Source organism: Aquimarina celericrescens, from assembly GCF_042682765.1.
GTDB lineage: Bacteria > Bacteroidota > Bacteroidia > Flavobacteriales > Flavobacteriaceae > Aquimarina > Aquimarina celericrescens.
This window is the reverse complement of sequence record NZ_JBHUHY010000002.1, coordinates 261,834-280,397: the sequence shown is the minus strand read 5'-3', so window position 1 is coordinate 280,397 and position 18,564 is coordinate 261,834. Positions and strand designations below refer to the sequence as shown.

General features: G+C 34.4%; 17 protein-coding genes. 9 read left to right on the top strand and 8 right to left on the bottom strand.

Annotated features, from left to right (window positions below; all coding sequences use genetic code 11):
• Window positions 1-114 precede the first annotated feature (114 nt).
• Both ACFSJT_RS01255 and ACFSJT_RS01250 read left to right on the top strand, forming a co-directional pair.
• A complete protein-coding gene (locus ACFSJT_RS01255; protein WP_378318366.1) occupies window positions 115-1,974 on the top strand; it encodes a DNA topoisomerase IV subunit B in 1,860 nt (619 codons plus the stop codon).
• 113 nt (window positions 1,975-2,087) lie between these two features.
• The gene (locus ACFSJT_RS01250; protein WP_378318365.1) at window positions 2,088-4,736 is read left to right on the top strand and encodes a DNA gyrase/topoisomerase IV subunit A; all 2,649 of its coding nucleotides are present in this window, start codon (window positions 2,088-2,090) and stop codon (window positions 4,734-4,736) included.
• 91 nt (window positions 4,737-4,827) lie between these two features.
• Here ACFSJT_RS01250 and ACFSJT_RS01245 read toward each other — a convergent pair whose 3' ends face one another.
• The 5 genes from ACFSJT_RS01245 to ACFSJT_RS01225 form a co-directional block, all read right to left on the bottom strand.
• Window positions 4,828-5,406: a PhnA domain-containing protein gene (locus tag ACFSJT_RS01245; protein WP_378318364.1), complete on the bottom strand. Its 579-nt coding sequence runs from the start codon at window positions 5,404-5,406 to the stop codon at window positions 4,828-4,830.
• An 82-nt stretch (window positions 5,407-5,488) separates the two neighbouring features.
• Window positions 5,489-6,472, bottom strand: a complete 984-nt coding sequence (locus ACFSJT_RS01240) for an FAD:protein FMN transferase (protein ID WP_378318363.1) — start codon at window positions 6,470-6,472, stop codon at window positions 5,489-5,491.
• Window positions 6,473-6,597: 125 nt separating this feature from the next.
• Complete coding sequence (locus ACFSJT_RS01235) at window positions 6,598-7,491, bottom strand: GyrI-like domain-containing protein (RefSeq protein ID WP_378318362.1); 894 nt, start codon at window positions 7,489-7,491, stop codon at window positions 6,598-6,600.
• A gap of 256 nt (window positions 7,492-7,747) precedes the next feature.
• Window positions 7,748-8,122 carry a DNA topoisomerase IV gene (locus tag ACFSJT_RS01230; RefSeq protein ID WP_378318361.1) on the bottom strand — a complete coding sequence of 125 codons (375 nt, stop codon included), beginning with the start codon at window positions 8,120-8,122 and terminating at the stop codon, window positions 7,748-7,750.
• A 70-nt stretch (window positions 8,123-8,192) separates the two neighbouring features.
• Complete coding sequence (locus ACFSJT_RS01225) at window positions 8,193-8,672, bottom strand: helix-turn-helix domain-containing protein (RefSeq protein ID WP_378318360.1); 480 nt, start codon at window positions 8,670-8,672, stop codon at window positions 8,193-8,195.
• 382 nt (window positions 8,673-9,054) lie between these two features.
• On the opposite strand from ACFSJT_RS01225, the gene ACFSJT_RS01220 reads away from it, so the two are divergent.
• From ACFSJT_RS01220 to ACFSJT_RS01200, 5 genes are all read left to right on the top strand, one after another.
• Window positions 9,055-10,212 carry a M14 family zinc carboxypeptidase gene (locus ACFSJT_RS01220; protein ID WP_378318359.1) on the top strand — a complete coding sequence of 386 codons (1,158 nt, stop codon included), beginning with the start codon at window positions 9,055-9,057 and terminating at the stop codon, window positions 10,210-10,212.
• Between the two features lie 76 nt (window positions 10,213-10,288).
• Window positions 10,289-10,768 carry an Lrp/AsnC family transcriptional regulator gene (locus ACFSJT_RS01215; RefSeq protein WP_210196926.1) on the top strand — a complete coding sequence of 160 codons (480 nt, stop codon included), beginning with the start codon at window positions 10,289-10,291 and terminating at the stop codon, window positions 10,766-10,768.
• A gap of 122 nt (window positions 10,769-10,890) precedes the next feature.
• Window positions 10,891-13,476: a phosphoenolpyruvate carboxylase gene (locus tag ACFSJT_RS01210; protein WP_378318358.1), complete on the top strand. Its 2,586-nt coding sequence runs from the start codon at window positions 10,891-10,893 to the stop codon at window positions 13,474-13,476.
• A gap of 80 nt (window positions 13,477-13,556) precedes the next feature.
• Entirely contained in the window at window positions 13,557-14,069 is a 513-nt protein-coding gene (locus tag ACFSJT_RS01205; RefSeq protein ID WP_378318357.1) for a DinB family protein, read from the top strand.
• A gap of 399 nt (window positions 14,070-14,468) precedes the next feature.
• Complete coding sequence (locus tag ACFSJT_RS01200; protein ID WP_378318356.1) at window positions 14,469-14,858, top strand: nuclear transport factor 2 family protein; 390 nt, start codon at window positions 14,469-14,471, stop codon at window positions 14,856-14,858.
• Here ACFSJT_RS01200 and ACFSJT_RS01195 read toward each other — a convergent pair.
• Genes ACFSJT_RS01195 through ACFSJT_RS01185 form a run of 3 tightly spaced genes read right to left on the bottom strand, consistent with a single transcriptional unit; the run spans window position 14,851 to window position 16,953 of the window.
• The gene (locus ACFSJT_RS01195) at window positions 14,851-15,489 is read right to left on the bottom strand and encodes an alpha/beta hydrolase (RefSeq protein ID WP_378318355.1); all 639 of its coding nucleotides are present in this window, start codon (window positions 15,487-15,489) and stop codon (window positions 14,851-14,853) included. The two genes, ACFSJT_RS01200 and ACFSJT_RS01195, sit on opposite strands and share 8 nt — an antisense overlap.
• A gap of 44 nt (window positions 15,490-15,533) precedes the next feature.
• Window positions 15,534-16,385, bottom strand: a complete 852-nt coding sequence (locus ACFSJT_RS01190) for an alpha/beta hydrolase family protein (protein WP_378318354.1) — start codon at window positions 16,383-16,385, stop codon at window positions 15,534-15,536.
• A 7-nt stretch (window positions 16,386-16,392) separates the two neighbouring features.
• Window positions 16,393-16,953, bottom strand: coding sequence for a TetR/AcrR family transcriptional regulator (locus ACFSJT_RS01185; RefSeq protein WP_378318353.1), 561 nt, complete (start codon window positions 16,951-16,953; stop codon window positions 16,393-16,395).
• Window positions 16,954-17,043: 90 nt separating this feature from the next.
• On the opposite strand from ACFSJT_RS01185, the gene ACFSJT_RS01180 reads away from it, so the two are divergent.
• A complete protein-coding gene (locus ACFSJT_RS01180; protein WP_378318352.1) occupies window positions 17,044-17,469 on the top strand; it encodes a PaaI family thioesterase in 426 nt (141 codons plus the stop codon).
• A gap of 1 nt (window position 17,470) precedes the next feature.
• Complete coding sequence (locus ACFSJT_RS01175) at window positions 17,471-18,559, top strand: isochorismate synthase (protein WP_378318351.1); 1,089 nt, start codon at window positions 17,471-17,473, stop codon at window positions 18,557-18,559.
• The last annotated feature ends 5 nt before the right edge of the window (window positions 18,560-18,564 follow it).

Here is an 18,564-nt window from a genome sequence, read left to right as displayed (position 1 = left end):
GTATACCAAATAATCAACAAAAGTCGTTATAGATTTGTTAATTACTTTGTAGGAAGCTTGTTTTAATTCTGTACCTGATACCTTATATTAGCAAGCATTCTACCCAAAAATTTTATGAGCAAGGAAACCAAATATACCGAAGATAATATACGATCCCTAGACTGGAAGGAGCATATTCGTATGCGACCAGGGATGTATATTGGTAAGTTAGGCGATGGATCATCTGCAGATGATGGGATTTATATTTTGCTAAAAGAAGTACTCGACAATTCGATCGATGAGTATGTAATGGGAGCTGGTAAAACCATCGAGATCTCCATCCAAGGCGATAAAGTGGTGGTGCGAGACTATGGTCGTGGCATTCCACTAGGGAAAGTTGTAGATGTAGTATCCAAAATGAATACCGGTGGTAAGTATGACTCCCGTGCTTTCAAGAAATCGGTAGGACTTAACGGTGTAGGTACTAAGGCAGTTAACGCGCTATCTACATATTTTCGTGTTGAATCTACGCGTGACGGTAAATCGGCAGCTGCAGACTTTGAACAAGGAAACCTAACCAATCAGGATTCTTTAGAAGAAACAACTCGTAGACGTGGTACCAAAGTAACCTTTGTGCCCGATGATTCGATTTTTAAACACTACAAATATCGCACAGAGTATGTGGCCAAGATGCTTAAGAACTATGTGTACCTTAATCCGGGTTTAACCATAATTTTTAATGGAGAGAAATATTTTTCAGAAAACGGATTAAAGGATTTACTTTCCGATACTATCAACGAAGATGATAGATTGTACGATATTATTCATCTTAAAGGTAATGATATAGAAGTAGCCATCACCCATAGCAAAACACAATATAGCGAAGAGTATCATTCTTTTGTAAACGGGCAGCACACTACACAAGGAGGGACACACCAGGCTGCTTTTCGAGAAGCCGTAGTGAAAACCATACGAGAATTTTATGGTAAAAACTATGAAGCTAGTGATATTAGAAAATCAATCGTGTCGGCGATAAGCATAAAGGTGATGGAACCTGTTTTTGAGAGTCAGACCAAAACGAAACTGGGATCTACTGATATGGGAGGTGGATTACCTACGGTGAGAACCTACATCAATGACTTTGTAAAAACAAATTTGGATAACTTCTTACATAAAAATGTCAATACTGCGGAAAGCTTACAACGTAAAATCCTGCAGGCAGAACGTGAACGTAAGGATCTATCTGGAATTCGCAAACTGGCACGCGAACGTGCCAAAAAAGCTAGTTTACATAATAAAAAACTTAGAGATTGCCGTGTTCATCTTACCGATAGTAAAAAGGATCGTAATCTTGAGAGTACGCTGTTTATTACCGAGGGTGATTCTGCAAGTGGGTCGATTACCAAATCTCGTGATGTAAATACCCAGGCTGTTTTTAGCTTACGTGGTAAGCCATTGAACAGCTATAATATGAGTAAAAAGATTGTTTATGAGAATGAAGAATTTAATCTTTTACAAGCAGCATTGAATATCGAAGAATCCCTTGAAGATTTGCGTTATAATAATATTGTGATCGCGACCGATGCCGATGTCGATGGGATGCACATTAGACTTTTGTTAATCACCTTCTTTTTACAGTTCTTTCCTGAAGTGATCAAAGAAGGACATTTATATATCTTACAAACACCACTTTTTAGGGTAAGAAATAAAAGAGAGACTATTTATTGTTATTCTGAACAAGAAAGAAGAGATGCGATTACCAAATTATCTGGCAAACCTGAAATCACTCGATTTAAAGGTTTAGGTGAGATTTCTCCAGACGAATTTGTACACTTTATTGGTGATGATATTAGATTGGATCCAGTAATGCTGGATAAAGAAAAGTCTATCGAAGAGTTATTGTCTTTTTATATGGGAAAAAATACTCCGCAACGACAAGAATTTATTATCGATAATCTAAAAGTTGAATTGGATACTGTAGAGGAAGAAGTATAAAGAATCGCGATCTATGAATTCTAAGGAAGGATTAAATTCTTTGATTGAGGTTGCTTTGGAGAATTTGTAACTCTGCAACTTTGAAATTGATAAAATAGCCCCAATAATTATATATGGATTTGGAAAACGAAAACGAAAACGAAGAACTACATGACGAATCAATTCCCGCAGATCACCAACCACAAGAAGTGATCACCAAAGTTACGGGAATGTACAAGGACTGGTTTCTGGATTATGCATCGTATGTAATCCTGGAGCGAGCCGTACCCGCTATTGAAGACGGGTTAAAACCAGTACAACGGCGTATTCTTCATTCTATGAAAGATTTAGATGATGGTCGATATAACAAAGTTGCCAATATTGTGGGGCACACCATGCAGTATCACCCTCATGGTGATGCCAGTATATCGGACGCTATGGTACAAGTCGGTCAAAAGGAACTACTAATCGATATGCAGGGAAACTGGGGGAATATCCTTACAGGTGATAGAGCAGCAGCATCTCGATATATAGAAGCGCGTCTTTCTAAATTTGCACTAGACGTTGTATATAATCCTAAGGTAACCGAATGGCAATTGTCCTATGATGGTCGTAAAAAAGAACCGATTAATCTTCCTGTTAAATTTCCATTACTATTAGCACAAGGAGCAGAAGGAATTGCAGTAGGATTAAGTACAAAAATTCTTCCGCATAATTTTATTGAGCTTATAGATGCTTCAATTAAACATCTGCAAGGAAAACGATTTACTATTTTACCTGATTTTCCGACATCTGGTATTGCTGACTTTACCAATTATAACGATGGTAACCGAGGTGGGAAAGTACGAGTACGTGCCAAAATATCGCAGTTAGACAAAAATACACTGGTGATTACAGAGATTCCATTTTCAACCACTACCACTACGTTAATAGATTCTGTTCTTAAGGCAAATGACAAGGGTAAAATCAAAATCAAAAAGATAGAAGACAATACTGCTGCCGAAGTAGAAATATTAGTACATCTTCCGTCTGGTATTTCACCAGATAAAACAATTGATGCGCTTTATGCATTTACGAATTGTGAAGTGTCTATCTCGCCATTAGGATGTGTGATTGAAGAAAATAAGCCCAATTTCATTGGGGTTTCAGAGATGCTTCGTCGTTCGACAGATAAGACCCTAGAATTGTTAAAACGAGAGCTCGAGATTCAGTTAGATGAGCTTCAGGAACAATGGCATTTTGCATCGTTGGAAAGAATTTTTATCGAAAATCGTATCTATCGTGATATTGAAGAGGTAGAAACCTGGGAAGGTGTTATCGAAGCTATTGATAAGGGACTACAACCTCATATCAAACACCTAAAACGTGCTGTTACCGAAGAAGATATTGTAAGACTAACAGAAATTCGAATTAAACGAATTTCAAAATTCGATATCGATAAAGCGCAACAAAAAATTGAAGCGTTAGAAGAAGATATTACTAAAGTAAAACATAACCTGGAACATCTTATAGCGTTTGCTATAGATTATTTCAAGAGATTGAAAACTACTTATGGTAAAGGTAAAGAGCGTAAAACAGCGATTAAGATTTTTGACGATATAGAGGCTACCAAGGTAGTGATACGCAATACAAAGCTTTATGTAAATCGGGAAGAAGGATTTGTTGGTACTTCATTACGAAAAGACGAGTATGTTACCGATTGTTCTGATATAGATGACATTATTTGTTTTACTTCAGAGGGTAAATTAATGATCACCAAAGTAGATTCTAAGACCTTTATAGGTAAAAATATCATTCATGTAGCGGTCTTTAAGAAAAAAGATAAGCGTACGATCTACAATATGATTTATCAGGATGGCAGAGGAGGAGCATCGTATGTAAAGCGCTTCGCAGTTACAGGCGTTACGAGAGACAAGGAGTATGATCTTACTCAAGGAAAGAAAGGCTCTAAAGTGGCATATTTTTCTGCCAATCCGAATGGAGAGGCAGAGGTAGTGACTATTTTCTTACGTCAGGCGGGAAGCATTAAGAAACTCAAATTTGACCTGGATTTCTCCGATTTGATGATAAAAGGACGCGGAGTTAAAGGTAATATAGTGACCAAGTATAATATTAAACGAGTAGAATTGAAGGAACAGGGAGTTTCTACCTTAAAACCTCGCAAAATATGGTTTGATGATACAGTGCAACGTCTTAACGTGGATGGTAGAGGAGAGTTGCTAGGTGATTTTAGAGGAGAGGATCGTTTACTGATTATTGATCAAAAGGGAGTTGCGAAAACCATTATTCCTGAGATGACGTTACATTTTAATACTGATATGATCGTTTTAGAGAAATGGAAGCCTAAAAAACCAATTTCGGCAATCTATTGGGATGGTGAAAAAGAGCGATATTATGTAAAACGATTTCTTATAGAAAATCCTGAAAAGGAAGAAGTATTCATTTCAGAACATCCAAAATCATTCTTAGAAGTTGTTTCAACAGATTATAGACCAGTAGTAGAGATAGTTTTTAATAAACTTCGTGGTAAAGATCAACGCCCAAATGAAGAAGTAAGCCTAGAGGAATTTATTACTATAAAGGGAATTAAAGCTCTTGGAAATCAGCTAACTACTCACAAAGTAAAACAAATTAACTTGCTGGATTCGTTACCTTATGAAGAACCAGAACCGCCTGCTACAGAGGAAATAGAAGTGATAGAAGAGGAGAATGTCTCTGCTAAACCTTCTGGAGATAAAGATGATGAAAATACCGGAGATGGAGAGCAAGCTAGTTTATTTTGATACTTACATTATAAAACATAAAATCCGTTAGGTATTTTAGCGGCTTAACAGCTATATCATTTTTGGATTGGTTAATTTTCTGACTTTATAATCAAGACTTTTTTACAAATTTGGTAAGAATTACGATATGTTGTCCATTTACTCTGCCTTCAATGTGTTCTGGATTGTCGTGCACTAAAGAGATATTTCTTACGGCCACTCCTCTTTTTGCTGTAAAATTAGCTCCTTTTACATTCAGATCTTTGATGAGTACGACATTATCTCCCGCGTGTAGGACGGTGCCATTAGAATCAAAATGTTTGACTGTATCTTCATTTGCTTGACCTTCTCCTGTGGCTTCTGCCCAGGCCATTGTTTCTTCATCTAAATACAGCATATCGAGCAAATCCTGTGGCCAGCCCTCAGCCCGTAAACGATTAAGCATTCTCCAAGCCATTACCTGTACAGCAGGTACTTCACTCCACATACTGTCATTAAGACAACGCCAGTGATTTGGATCTGTTTTCTCAGGATTTTTTATTTGTTCAAGACAAACTTGCGAAATAAGAATGTGGGCACCTACGCCTGTTACTGGTGATTTTGGAACCTCATAAGCTTTTAGGTTTTCAGTTTCTCCTGATAATTCACATACTGATCCACTACGAGCATATAGTTGTTTTTCCAGATTCATGGTTTTGGTTTAGAATTCTTCTGCGAATTTCGGGATAAAAAAATAAAAAAAACAGCATTAAATTGATAAGAACTTTCTTGAACTACATTTTCTCTATTTCTATATGATCTGAAGTGTAAATATCTCCCTGATCGTCAATAATAATACATTCAATTTTTGGTAATTGATTAATTCTATCAAGTCCTGCATCTTTACCCATAACAAAAATTGATGTAGCGAGAGCATCTGCAAGTTCTGCTTTCGCAGCAAAAACGGTGGTGCTTATGATTCCGCTAGAGGGGTATCCTGTTCTGGGATCGATAATATGTGAGTATCTCTTACCATTAAAAGATACATACTTTTCATAATTTCCTGAAGTGACTACTGCTCCCTCATGTATTGGGAGTAAACCAAAAGCTTTTGTCTTGTTCATAGGATTAGTAATGGCTACTTTCCATGCTTCACCATTGGGCTGTTTACCCCACGCATTCATGTCTCCCGAGGCATTAATAATGCCTGCATTTACATTTTTTTGTATCAATAGGGCTTTTGCTTTATCGGCGGCATAGCCCTTGCCTATGGCTCCAAAACCAATTTTCATTCCCGGGACTTTTAAGAATACGGTAGTGTTTTTTTTGTCTAATACTATGTTTTGATATCCAACTTTGGCAACAGAAGCTTTTATCGCTTCTTTTGACGGGAAATTTGTCATGCTTCCATCAAATTTCCAGATGTTGTCCATCGATGCATAACTAATATCAAATGCTCCATCGGTGAGATTTGAAATGCTAATAGAACGGTTAACAAGATCAAACAATTCCTGATCAACTTTTACAGGTTGGATGCCTGCGTTTCTATTTATTTGTGAAGTTTGAGAATTTTGATCCCAGGAGGAAATGAGTTTTTCAATCCGGGTTATCTCTTTAACAGCCAGATCTATATATTGATTAGCTTGGGTGCTGTTTTTTGCGACTACCGTAATCTCAAAATCACTTCCCATAAGGAAGAGTGACCGCTTATAAGGCTTTTGGGCATGGCAGACTACCCAAAATAAGAGAAGAATAATAAGAATAAGATGGTTTTTCAATTTAATTTTGTTTTAGTAAAGCTTACGAATATCCAAAGGTATTGAAATAAGTAACTCAATTTTAAATTATATAAGAACCAACATTACTAATGTCTTAATTCAGGATCACTTATAAAATGACAAAATCATTTAATAGGAATCCATACCTCTTCCTCAGACTTTGGATGAAAGGGGCCATGATATTTTTCTCCCATGACCGTAAATATATCTCTTGTGTCTAGTTCATAATCAGAGTTGGGTAACCATAACCTAAGAATATAGTCCATTGTTTTTTGAAATGTACTTACAGGACCTTTATGCATAAAGACTGCATATTTCCCTTCTGATAGACTATATGAAGACATCCCATTAGGAATATGGTCAAAATCTGGAACTTCTATCGCTGCCCATTTTTCGAACAGAATATCTTCTGTAAAAGTATCAAGCGTAATAGTATCATTATGAACTTGCACCGAGTAATATCCGGTATCTCTATTATTTTTGATTTCATGTCTTCTGGGCATAAACTCCTGCCACATTGCGGTTGTTGTGTCATTAGAAAGACTGGTTTCAATTTTTAAACCTACTAATTTTCTTTCTTGGGCATTAATAATATGGGGTGTCGCGGTTGTAAAGTCCTTTTGTAAACGATCAAAATCGCTGGGTGATAAAGTATAACGATCAAAAGGAACAAGTCGGTGTCCTTTCTTTCTATATTTTGCCGGACTAATTTCAAAAACAGATGTAAAAGCACGGGTGTATGACTGTTGAGAATCAAATTGATACCGCTCAGCAATTTCTATGATGGGCTGTTTAGTGAGAATTAATTCATGAGCAGATTCAGAAACCCTTCTTTTTCTCACATAGTCTCCAACAGTTTCGCCTGTTATTGCGGTAAAGACTCGACTAAAATGATATTTAGAATAATAAGCTTGCTGTGCAATACTATCTAAAGTAAGTTCACTTTTGAGGTTTTCCTCTATAAAGGATATGGCTTTTGAAATTCTGTTAAAATAAGAATCATTTGAGTGTTTAGGCATAATTCACTTTTGAACTATACAATATTACAATGAAAATCCGATTAGTTTTTAACGAATATTGCTATAATTAATTTCGATTATACATGTCGAACAAATAATTTATTGTATTAAAGTATAAGTGTCAATTATTTATTATAAAATAATGATTATCAAATATTTACAATAAAAGTAAATGATTTCAGTATTTAAAATACATCTGATTAAGATCAAAAACGAATGGTAAAGCATCTAGACAGAGATGCAAATATTTCGAACATTATTTTATTTTTTTCGCGGTTCCGCGCTGTTTATTTGATGAGCCTACCAGCGCATACTCAAAAGTATACGTATCGTTGTTGGTCGATAAGATTTTCATGTGAATAGCTTTCTCTTCGGCCATGCTATTTGGGTGTAGTTTCTGTACGATATATTCACAATCATTAATCCATCGGACACTAGATGTGTCTGTTTTTCCCTGGAAATAATCAACCTCAATAGAATCGTTTCGAATAAAAGTTGTTTTAACTAACTCGCCATTAAGTAAGGTTTCAAATTCGAAAGTACCCATGTGAAAATCAGTACAGTTTCTTTCTGGCTGATAGCAACCAGAAAGTAGTAAGATACACAGGAGTATAAAAGCAATTCTCTTCATATAATAGTTTAACTGAAAAACGAAAATAGATTTATTTCCAGAAATTTGATAACGACACATAAAAAAGTTGTTAAGATTTTTTCATTTCATACGAATTGAAAGTGCCATCTGAATAAAAAATGACGATACGATCAATAGCGTGTTCTGAAGAATGAACTTGCGAAATCTTTTCTACAGAAGAAATTGATTGTTCGACTATTTCTTTTTCACGTGTTGCTGATTGTGAAAATAGATCTTGTTCGGACGAAATAGTAGGAGTAGAAGTTGCTTTTGAAATAGCTTCAATTTCTTGTACGTCTGTTTTTTCTTGAATCGTATTTTTAGATCTTGGAAATGTGCCTTTACCGTATAATAACCATTCCAGATCTACATCTGTATATGCGTCTACAATCTTCATTACAAAGTCGAGACTGGGTTTATTTCTACCCGAAAGTATATGCGAAATAGATGAACGGCCTACACCCATGTAATCAGCAAAGGATGAGGCAGATACAGCATAATAATCCATAATTTTTTGGATTCTTTTACCAAAATCTTTATTGTTTACCATTGTAAACGAGTTAGAGTATTCATATTGGTTACAAAGGTAAACAAATTCTATGACAAAACCGTTTTACAATTGTAAACACCACTAATTATGTGTTAAAACAAAACTTTATATAATTAAACTTATAACTCTGATATATAGTTATTTAAATAAATAGCATGCATCTATTTAAATAATTGTTAATAACTAGAATACATTTGGAAACTTGAAGTTTTGTGCTGTTTACATTTATATACAAAAATTAAAACTTTAGTTGTTTACAAATGTAAATAAAGGTAAATTACAATTGTAAACTATTAAAGAGTTTACAGATGTAAATAATCTTTTCAATTACTATGATTACTCAATAAACTATGGTAATTTCGTAGCTTTATCATGCTAATTTATGAACATTACTACGCTAAAAAATTGGTTCGCCAACTATAAAGAATCATCTTTATCTGGGCGTTATATTCATGGAGATCATATTGCTCCTCTACTTGATTTGCTATCTGCGAAAATTGAAATAGATCAAATCGGAGTCTCAGAAAATAATGCTTCTATCCATCTCATAAAAATTGGTACTGGTCCAAAGAAGCTTTTATTCTGGTCACAGATGCATGGTAATGAAAGTACCAGTACAAAAGCTATTTTTGACCTTTTAAACCTACTTACCGATTCTAAAAATTATATCACAAATGAAATCTTGAAAGAGTGTACTTTATTTATAATTCCAATACTTAGTCCAGATGGAGCTAAAGCATATACCAGGCTTAATCATAATAAAGTTGATCTTAATCGAGATGCTCAGGAGCTTACACAAAAGGAAAGTAAGGTACTTCATCATCTAATTAAACAAATAAAACCTGACTATGCATTTAATCTTCATGGACAACGGACTATTTTTAGTGCAGGAGAAACGAATAAAAGTGCTACCGTATCCTTTTTGTCTCCAGCAGGCGATATTGAACGAACAGTTACTATGAGTCGCAAAATAGCTATGGAAATTATCGCTAGAATCAACACTGTACTTCAAGAATGTATTCCAGGGCAAGTGGGGCGTTATGATGATGGATTTAATATTAATTGCATAGGTGATACTTTAGAGTACAATAGAATTCCGACAATTTTGTTTGAAGCCGGTCATTATGCTAATGATTATGACCGTGAAATTACAAGAGAGTATATTTTTTATTCGTTAATTACAGCAATTCATTATATCGCTAAGAATAAAATTACTGGACAAGGGTATAAAGATTATTTTCTAATTCCCGAAAATAGAAAATGCTTTTATGATGTAATTATAAGAGATGTAGTTTTGGATGGAAAAAGTGTCGATATAGCCGTGCAGTATACTGAAGAATTGATTGAAAATTATGTGAAATTCGTACCTAAAATTGTTAAAATTGAAGATTTACGAAAATTTTATGGACATAGAGAAATTATCGGTAAAAAAAGGACGATACGTAACGAAATCGTTACAGTAGAGATAGTTCCAGAGATTGAGATGTTAAAATTCTACCTTGATTCTGAATTATTCTCAATAGAATTGACAAAAAGATAAAATAAAATGTGTGAATGCTTTATTTTTCTGTTATTTTTGCAATGTAAATAATCGGGAAAAAATAATACGAATTACTATGGCAAAGTTTAAATTAGACGAAGTTGATCACCAAATTTTGGATATGTTGATTGAAAATACCCGTACGCCTTTTACGGATATTGCAAAAAAACTATTGATTTCTGCCGGTACCGTACATGTACGTGTTAAAAAAATGGAAGAGGCAGGGATTATCGAAGGATCCTCTTTAACGTTAGATTACAAAAAATTGGGATATTCATTTATCGCGTATGTAGGTATATATCTACAAAATACTTCGCAAACCAAATTTGTTTTACAAAGAATCAATGAAATACCATACGTGACCGTAGCGCATATTACTACCGGAAAATTTAATATTTTCTGTAAAGTGAGAGCAAAAGATACAAATCACGCAAAAGAAATTATTTTCAAATTAGATGATATCGATGGTGTTTATCGCACCGAGACCATGATTTCTTTAGAGGAGAGTATCAACGATAAAAAACGGTTAATGCATTCAATTTTTCAGGAATTGTAAAGGGTATTCCATAAAATATTTAATGAGCCCTTTAGGAAATGTTCTTAAAGGGTTTTTTTATATAAAAAATACCTGTGTCATTGATTATAAATTAACCATAAACCACAATTACCACCACAAAAATGGCTAGAAAACCAAAAATCGAACGTTTTAATGAGAACGTTCTGGCGAAATACCAAATATACAATAGTATACTTATTACATTACCTTTTGATACGGTAACCAATACCGGGGTATTATTACCACTCTTCAAAGAAGTATGCGAAAAAGGGTATGAACAGCATAAAAACCCAACAGAGATTGTAGAGGGCTTCTTCTCTTTATACCAGGATAATCCATCTCAAAAAGAACGTCATGATCTCCTATTCCGATTCATTCAGTATATAGAACGGCAAGTTGTATTATTTGATGCGATTGAAGATGCCGCTTTCCCTATCGTAAATAATATGGATGGTCGCGGTACCTTAAGAAGTATAAAGGAAGAAGCACAAGCAAAAGGTCAATTAGAAGAACTTAAAGAGTATTTAAGGCGTTTTAAGATTAGACCTACTTTAACAGCGCATCCAACCCAATTTTATCCGGGTACCGTGTTGGGAATCATTCACGATCTTGATGATGCCATACGGCGCAATGCTTTATCAGAGATAAAAAAATTACTAGCTCAATTGGGTAAAACCGCTTTTTTTAAGAAAGAAAAACCCACTCCGTTTGATGAAGCGGTAAGCCTGATTTGGTACTTAGAGAATGTATTTTACCATTCGGCAAGCAAGATTTATAATTACGTTCAACAAAATATTTTTGAGGGTGAAGATCTAGATAATGACCTTATCAATTTAGGATTTTGGCCGGGAGGTGACCGAGACGGAAACCCTTTCGTGACCACTGAAACTACTCTAAAAGTTGCAAAAAGATTACGTAAAACAATATTGATCAACTATTATCGTGATATTCGTGATCTAAAAAGAAGAATTACTTTCGGAAATCTTCAGGATAAAATAGGGGTATTAGAAGCTGCATTGTATGATAACTTTTACTATGCCAAGACGGCAGAACCCTTATCTGTAGAAAGCCTGATGAAAGGCTTGTTAGAGATTCGAGAAGAATTAATAGCAGAACATCAATCTCTCTTCCTTGAAGAACTTCAGGATTTGATTAATAAGGTTAAGGTTTTTGGTTTTCATTTTGCAACACTCGATATCCGTCAAGATTCAAGAATACACCATAAAGTATTAATCGATGTTGTTAAAAAAACGACAAAACTAGGATTAAATATTTTCCCAAAAGATTATGAAACGCTTTCAGAGTCTGAACAAATTGACATTCTATCTACAGTAGCGGGAAAACTTGACCCTTCTATCTTTGAAGAAGATATTACTCGGGCGACTTTAGAGTCTGTGTACGCTATAAAAACAATTCAAGAAAAAAATGGCGAACGTGCTGCTCATAGATATATCATTAGTAATAATGGAAGTGAGCTCAATGTGATGGAAACATTTGCTTTAATAAGACTCTGTGATTGGGAGCTTCCTACTGTAGATGTGATTCCGTTATTTGAAACTGTCCCAGATTTAAGGATTTCTCATGAAGTAATGGAGTCATTATATAGTAATCCGGTGTATATGGCACATTTAAAACGCCGTGGCATGAAACAAACCATTATGCTTGGTTTCTCTGATGGTACAAAAGATGGAGGATATTTAATGGCCAATTGGGGAATCTTTAAAGCCAAAGAAGCATTAACTGAAATTTCCAGAAAATATGATGTGAAAGTCGTATTCTTTGATGGTCGAGGTGGGCCACCTGCAAGAGGAGGAGGGAATACTAACCAGTTTTATGCTTCATTAGGACCAACAGTAGAAGATGAAGAAATACAGATAACCGTGCAGGGGCAAACTATTAGTTCTAATTTTGGTACGCTGGATTCCTGCCAATATAATCTCGAGCAATTACTAGGTGCCGGGGTAGAGAATGAATTGACCAATAATGAAAGTAATCTTTTTTCTGTAGAGAACAAGAATACCATGCAGGAGCTTGCTGATATTAGCTACCAAACGTATGTCGATTTTAAGAGTCATCCTAAATTTCTTCCATATTTGGAACATATGAGTACCTTAAAATACTACGGGAAAGCAAATATTGGTAGCCGTCCTTCGAAGCGTAGTAAAAGTGCTACTTTAGATTTTGGAGATTTGAGAGCCATACCATTCGTAGGTAGCTGGAGTCAATTAAAACAAAATGTACCGGGTTTTTATGGAGTAGGAACCGCTTTAAAAAACTTTGAAGAACGTGGAGACTTTGATAAAGTTATAAGATTGTACAAAGACTCTGCTTTTTTTAGAGCACTAATAGGTAATAGTATGATGAGTCTTACCAAGTCATTCTTCGAGCTTACGTCTTATATGAAAGAAGACGAAGAATATGGAGCGTTTTGGGATATTATCCATGACGAATATCTACTTACCAAGCGCTTATTATTTAAGTTAACTGGATATTCTGAATTAATGCAAAACGAACCAGCAGGAAAGGCTTCTATTGCTATTAGAGAGAATATTGTTTTGCCATTATTGACTATACAGCAATACGCCCTCAAGAAAATCCAGGAAATTCAAAGATCTGATAATGTAGATGCCAAAGATTTGGATGTTTATGAGAAAATGGTGACCCGCTCATTGTTTGGCAATATAAATGCAAGTCGTAATTCTGCGTAATAATGATAAAGTACTGTTAAGAATATATGTGAAGCAGTTGGGAATCACTAAATTTCTATCGTATTTTTTATTAATTATATATGTTGGCTCAAGTAAAAGAAGAGGAGTTTAATCCTTATTATCGTACATACATTTCAAAAGCAGAATATCCCGATATTGTTGAAGGATTACAAAAGAGCAAGAAAGAATTTATTGATTTTATGAATTCACTTCAAAGGGAAAAATTGACCTATGCTTATGCTGAAGGAAAATGGACAATCGCTGAAGTATTACAGCATTTGATTGATACCGAACGAATCTTTGCTTACAGAGCATTGCGATTTGCACGAAATGATAAAACTCCGTTAATGGGGTTTGATCAGGATGCATATGTACCAAATTCTAATGCCAATGATTACAGCAATACAGAGCTTATTGAAGATTTTGAAGCGGTAAGAAATAGTTCGATTACTTTGTTTAAAGGTTTTGATGATGAGATGTTATTAAAGGTAGGAGAAGCTAGTGGAAGTCCTATAAGTGTAAGAGCAGTAGGCTACATATTGGCGGGTCATCAAAAACATCATTTAGAAGTTATAAAAGAGCGTTATTTGTAAATTTTTTAAAGGAATTCTAAATATTAAGTATAGACAAAACTAATTATTTTAAAGTGATATTTAGAAAAAAATCAATTGAAGTTACTTGCAGCCTATGTGCAAATACTTGTGCTACAATAACATTATCAGAAAGAAAACCATACTCTCTTTTTATTGAGGGCTTTTTGGGCAATGTAACATTTAGGATTGATAGGCTTATCCGTAATCATCTAATAAAATATTATCAGAGTAAAGACTTTCATAAAATTCAAGAAATCGATAACGAGTATGCTCCCTTTTATTGTAAGGAATGTAAAATGTGTTATTGCATAGCGCATTGGAAATATTGGGCCGTATATGACGATGGTTTTTACGATGCGACAAGAGGTGTTTGCCCAAATGGGCATGAAAAAACTTTAGATGATTAGCAGCAATATGAGTGTAAAAGAGATCGTTCAAAAATATCTTTTTTATCTTGAAAAAGGAGAGATAAATAAAGTAATTGATCTATTTACCAAAGACGGAATAGTAGAATCTCCATTATATGGGACACAACCAGCCAGAATTTTTTATAAGGCTTTGGCCGAAGATACCAATAGTTCTAAATTGAAATTTGGCGGTTTGTTTTTTGAAGACAACACAAATCGTGTTTCGTTACTTTTTGATTATGATTGGGAGCTCAAGGATGGTGGTCGCGTTGTATTTAAAGTAGTGGACATTATAGAGTTTAATACCAATCATAAAATTAAGAAACTCACTATTATTTATGATACAGTTCACAGCAGAGACGCTTTAGAAAGACTTAAATAATATGAGTTAAAGTTTTTATATTTAATTCATGGCCTCCTGGATGTGTTCTAAATTCAATTTGAGGTAGTATCTCTCGCACCCGTTCCTTTTCGGCTTCAACTTTTTCTATTTCAAAAAAAGGATCCATTTCACCCACAATGTGTATGATTTTTGTGTTTTTAGGTAAGAAATCAAAGTCTTCTTTATGTAATTCTTTTGGAAAACCTCCAGATATCATAACAAGAGCATTGCAATTAATTTTGCGACTGGCTATCCATCGGCTTGCAATACTGACTCCTTGAGAATATCCTAAAACAATGAAGTTTAAATCTTGAGGAATTCTTTCTTTTGCAATAATAGCATCAATATATCTTAATACATTTTTAGTCTCAACTTGAGTATTTTCCTTGGTTAACCAGCTAGAGCCAACTTTTCTATAGTCATTTCCCTTGTAATATTTTGAAGGAGCTTGTGGAGCGATAAAATAGTTATCTTCCTTATTAAGGCTATCAAACAATCTAACAAAATAACGGCTTAAATATCCTATCCCATGAAAAACCAACCAAATATTTTTTGTTTTTGTTGTTAGTGTATTTAACGTTGAGTAGGTATTAGTAGTTTGATAAGAGATTTCTTTTTCTTTTATATTCATAAAGTGAGCAATAAAAACTAATAATTTTGGTCTGATAGCTGAGTTTAATTGAGTTCAAACCATTCAGAGACAATTGGCCACAAGATATCTTGATTTTTCTTTCTAAAAAAATCAAAATGACCAATTTCTTTTAAATTATAATCGCTAGGGTTTAAATGCTTTCTGGTCACCAGAGCATTACTATATACACGTTTTCCTAGGATATCTACCGATTTCTTTGGTGCAAAAAGATCATCTTCTATACTTACCAGAAGCATAGGCTCCTTTATGTTTTCATAAAAAGTGGTGTTGCTTTCTTTTGTGAAACTTAACATCGAATCGGGATGGAGTAAAAATTTTGCCCAGTCCTTTGCAACTTTGGTGGTTAATGGTTTGCCTAAACCAAACCACCCAGAAGGATAATATCCTAATATAGATGTGGTTACAGGTACGAATATTCCAAAATTGATGAGTATTAGTAGTTGCATTTTCAGTTTGAAATGTTTATAATATCCAAATTGGGAAGCGATAGTAAGATATTTGTCATAGTATTGATAAACGTCACTAAAGCCCAAGCTGTTACCTCCGTAGCTATGGCCAATTGCATATTGTTTGTTATTGGGAAACTCTTCTTTTGCATATCTAGAAACTTCTTTAAAATCTCCTGCCCAGGAAAAATAACCATGATCTTTCAAGGACTGAATACTTTGTGACATAGAACTGCCAATACCGCGATAGTCAAAAGTGAATACGTTACAACCTTTTTGGGCTAAGTGTTCTGCCAGGTGGAAATAAAATTTTTGTGGTACCGCAACGGCTGGAGCAAAAACGATCGTCTTATTATTAGGAGATTTTGGTGTGAATTCGTGAACAGCGATAGGGAATCCATCAAAAGAGTGAATAGTGTATGATTCCATAGGTGTATTATTTTAAAATTATTTTTTCCATCCTGGAAACGGCATTTTTTATATATTTTTGATCATTATAAACTTGCGCCAATAAAATACCTCCTTCTATATCCTGTACTATCTGTTCTGCAAGTTCCAGTGATTTTTTAGAAGAGTAATTAGGTGCTAACAATCGTTGTAACCCTATAATGAAATCTGAAAAAAATAACTGTATTTCTTTCTTGTAAATAGGGTTAAGATGAATGGTTTCCAGTGCTGTATTAGCCATGATACAACCTCCATCTGAAACCTGGAATATTTTTTTCATGAGTTGCTTCATTTTTATAATCTTCTCTTGTAAGGGTAAGGAGGTACTATCAATGATTTTAAAAAGGTTGTAATTGAAGTAACTATAAACAGTTGAAAGCACCTCCTTGATTAATTCTTCTTTATTATTGAAATAGTAATAAAAATGAGATTTTTGAATACCACATGCTTTTGCCAATTCGCTCATGCTACTGTTTTGAACGCCACGAAGCCGTAGTATCGGAATTATTTTATGCAATACTTCTTCTTTTGATGTTTTTATTTTTGGCATATTTTATTGAACGTTCGTTAAAATAATGATTAAATATAGTTATAATATTTAAACGCCATTGTTTATTTTTACTTAAAATTTAAAAATTCCATGAGTTTATCAGAAAAAGAATTGCTTAAGAGATGTGATGAAATGTGTAAAAATACATTAATGGAGACCCTGGAAATCTCTTTTTGCGAGGTAGGGAAAGATTATTTAGTTGCAAAAATGCCTGTGAACCCAAGAGTGCATCAACCCGATGGAGTATTACATGGCGGAGCCATGGTGGCATTAGCAGAAAGTGTGGGTAGTGCAGCTTCGCATATGTTTCTTGATGCAAATGAATTTTATATCAGGGGAATAGAAATCTCTGCAAATCATGTGAAAAGTATTCGGGAAGGACATGTTTTTGCTAGGGCAGAAGTTGTTCATCAGGGAAGAACTACACAGCTATGGGATATAAAAATTCGTGATGAAGAAAATAATTTGATTTCTATAGTGAAGTTAACCACCATCGCACTTCCCAAAGCCAAATAGTATGAGCATATCCGATGTTTATGCTAAAATTAAAGAGCAATTAGATGAGCAATTACCATTTGTGGTATACAGGAAGTCAGATTCTTTAGAGTTAAATGTTTTTCTTCAAGAGAATGACATTAAATATTTGGTAGAAGATTATGATATTTCAGGATTTGTTTTTGCACCATTTGATAGTAATGAGCCTATACTTCTTATTCCCTCTGAACATAGTAAGAAACTAACGGCTAGTCTTTCAGATGAACTTGAATCAAATGATAAAAATTCAAGTCATAATCGAATAACTTCTTCAGAAAATTTAAAAGATAAAGAAACTCACAAACGACTTATAGAAAAAGGGATTCAGGCTATTGCATCCGGGAATTTTAAAAAAGTAGTGTTGTCTCGCAAAGAAGAAACCTCTCAATTTGAATTTCTTAACCCTTTACTATTGTTTCAAAGATTACTTGATAATTATCCAACAGCTTTTGTGTATTATTGGTATCATCCTAAAGTAGGGGCATGGTTAGGCGCCACTCCAGAGACATTACTGCATAGTAAGAATAATGAAATTTTCACAATGTCTCTTGCAGGGACTCAGCCATACCAAGAAGATACACCAGTAACCTGGGGGAGCAAAGAAATAGACGAACAAGAAATAGTTACTCAATACATTTTGAAGAAACTAGACCCGGTGCTAAGTAACATTACTGCTTCAAAAGCGTACACATATCGCGCAGGTTCTTTATTACACTTACGAACAGATATAAAGGGAACACTTAATTCTGAAGTACAAGGTGTAGAAGATATAATTAAAATATTACACCCTACACCTGCTGTTTGTGGTTTGCCTAAAGAAGAAACACAATCATTTATAAGGCAATATGAAGGATATGATCGAAAGTTCTATACAGGCTTTCTTGGTGAATTAAATATGAGTCATGGTGCAGAAATAGAATCAAACCTGTTTGTAAATCTTCGTTGTATGGAGGTGAAAGGAAATACAGCAATTCTTTATGTGGGTGGCGGTATCACAAAAGACTCAATACCAGAGAAAGAATGGGAAGAGACGGTAAAAAAGACAGAAACAATGAGAAAGGTATTGTTTTAAAATAC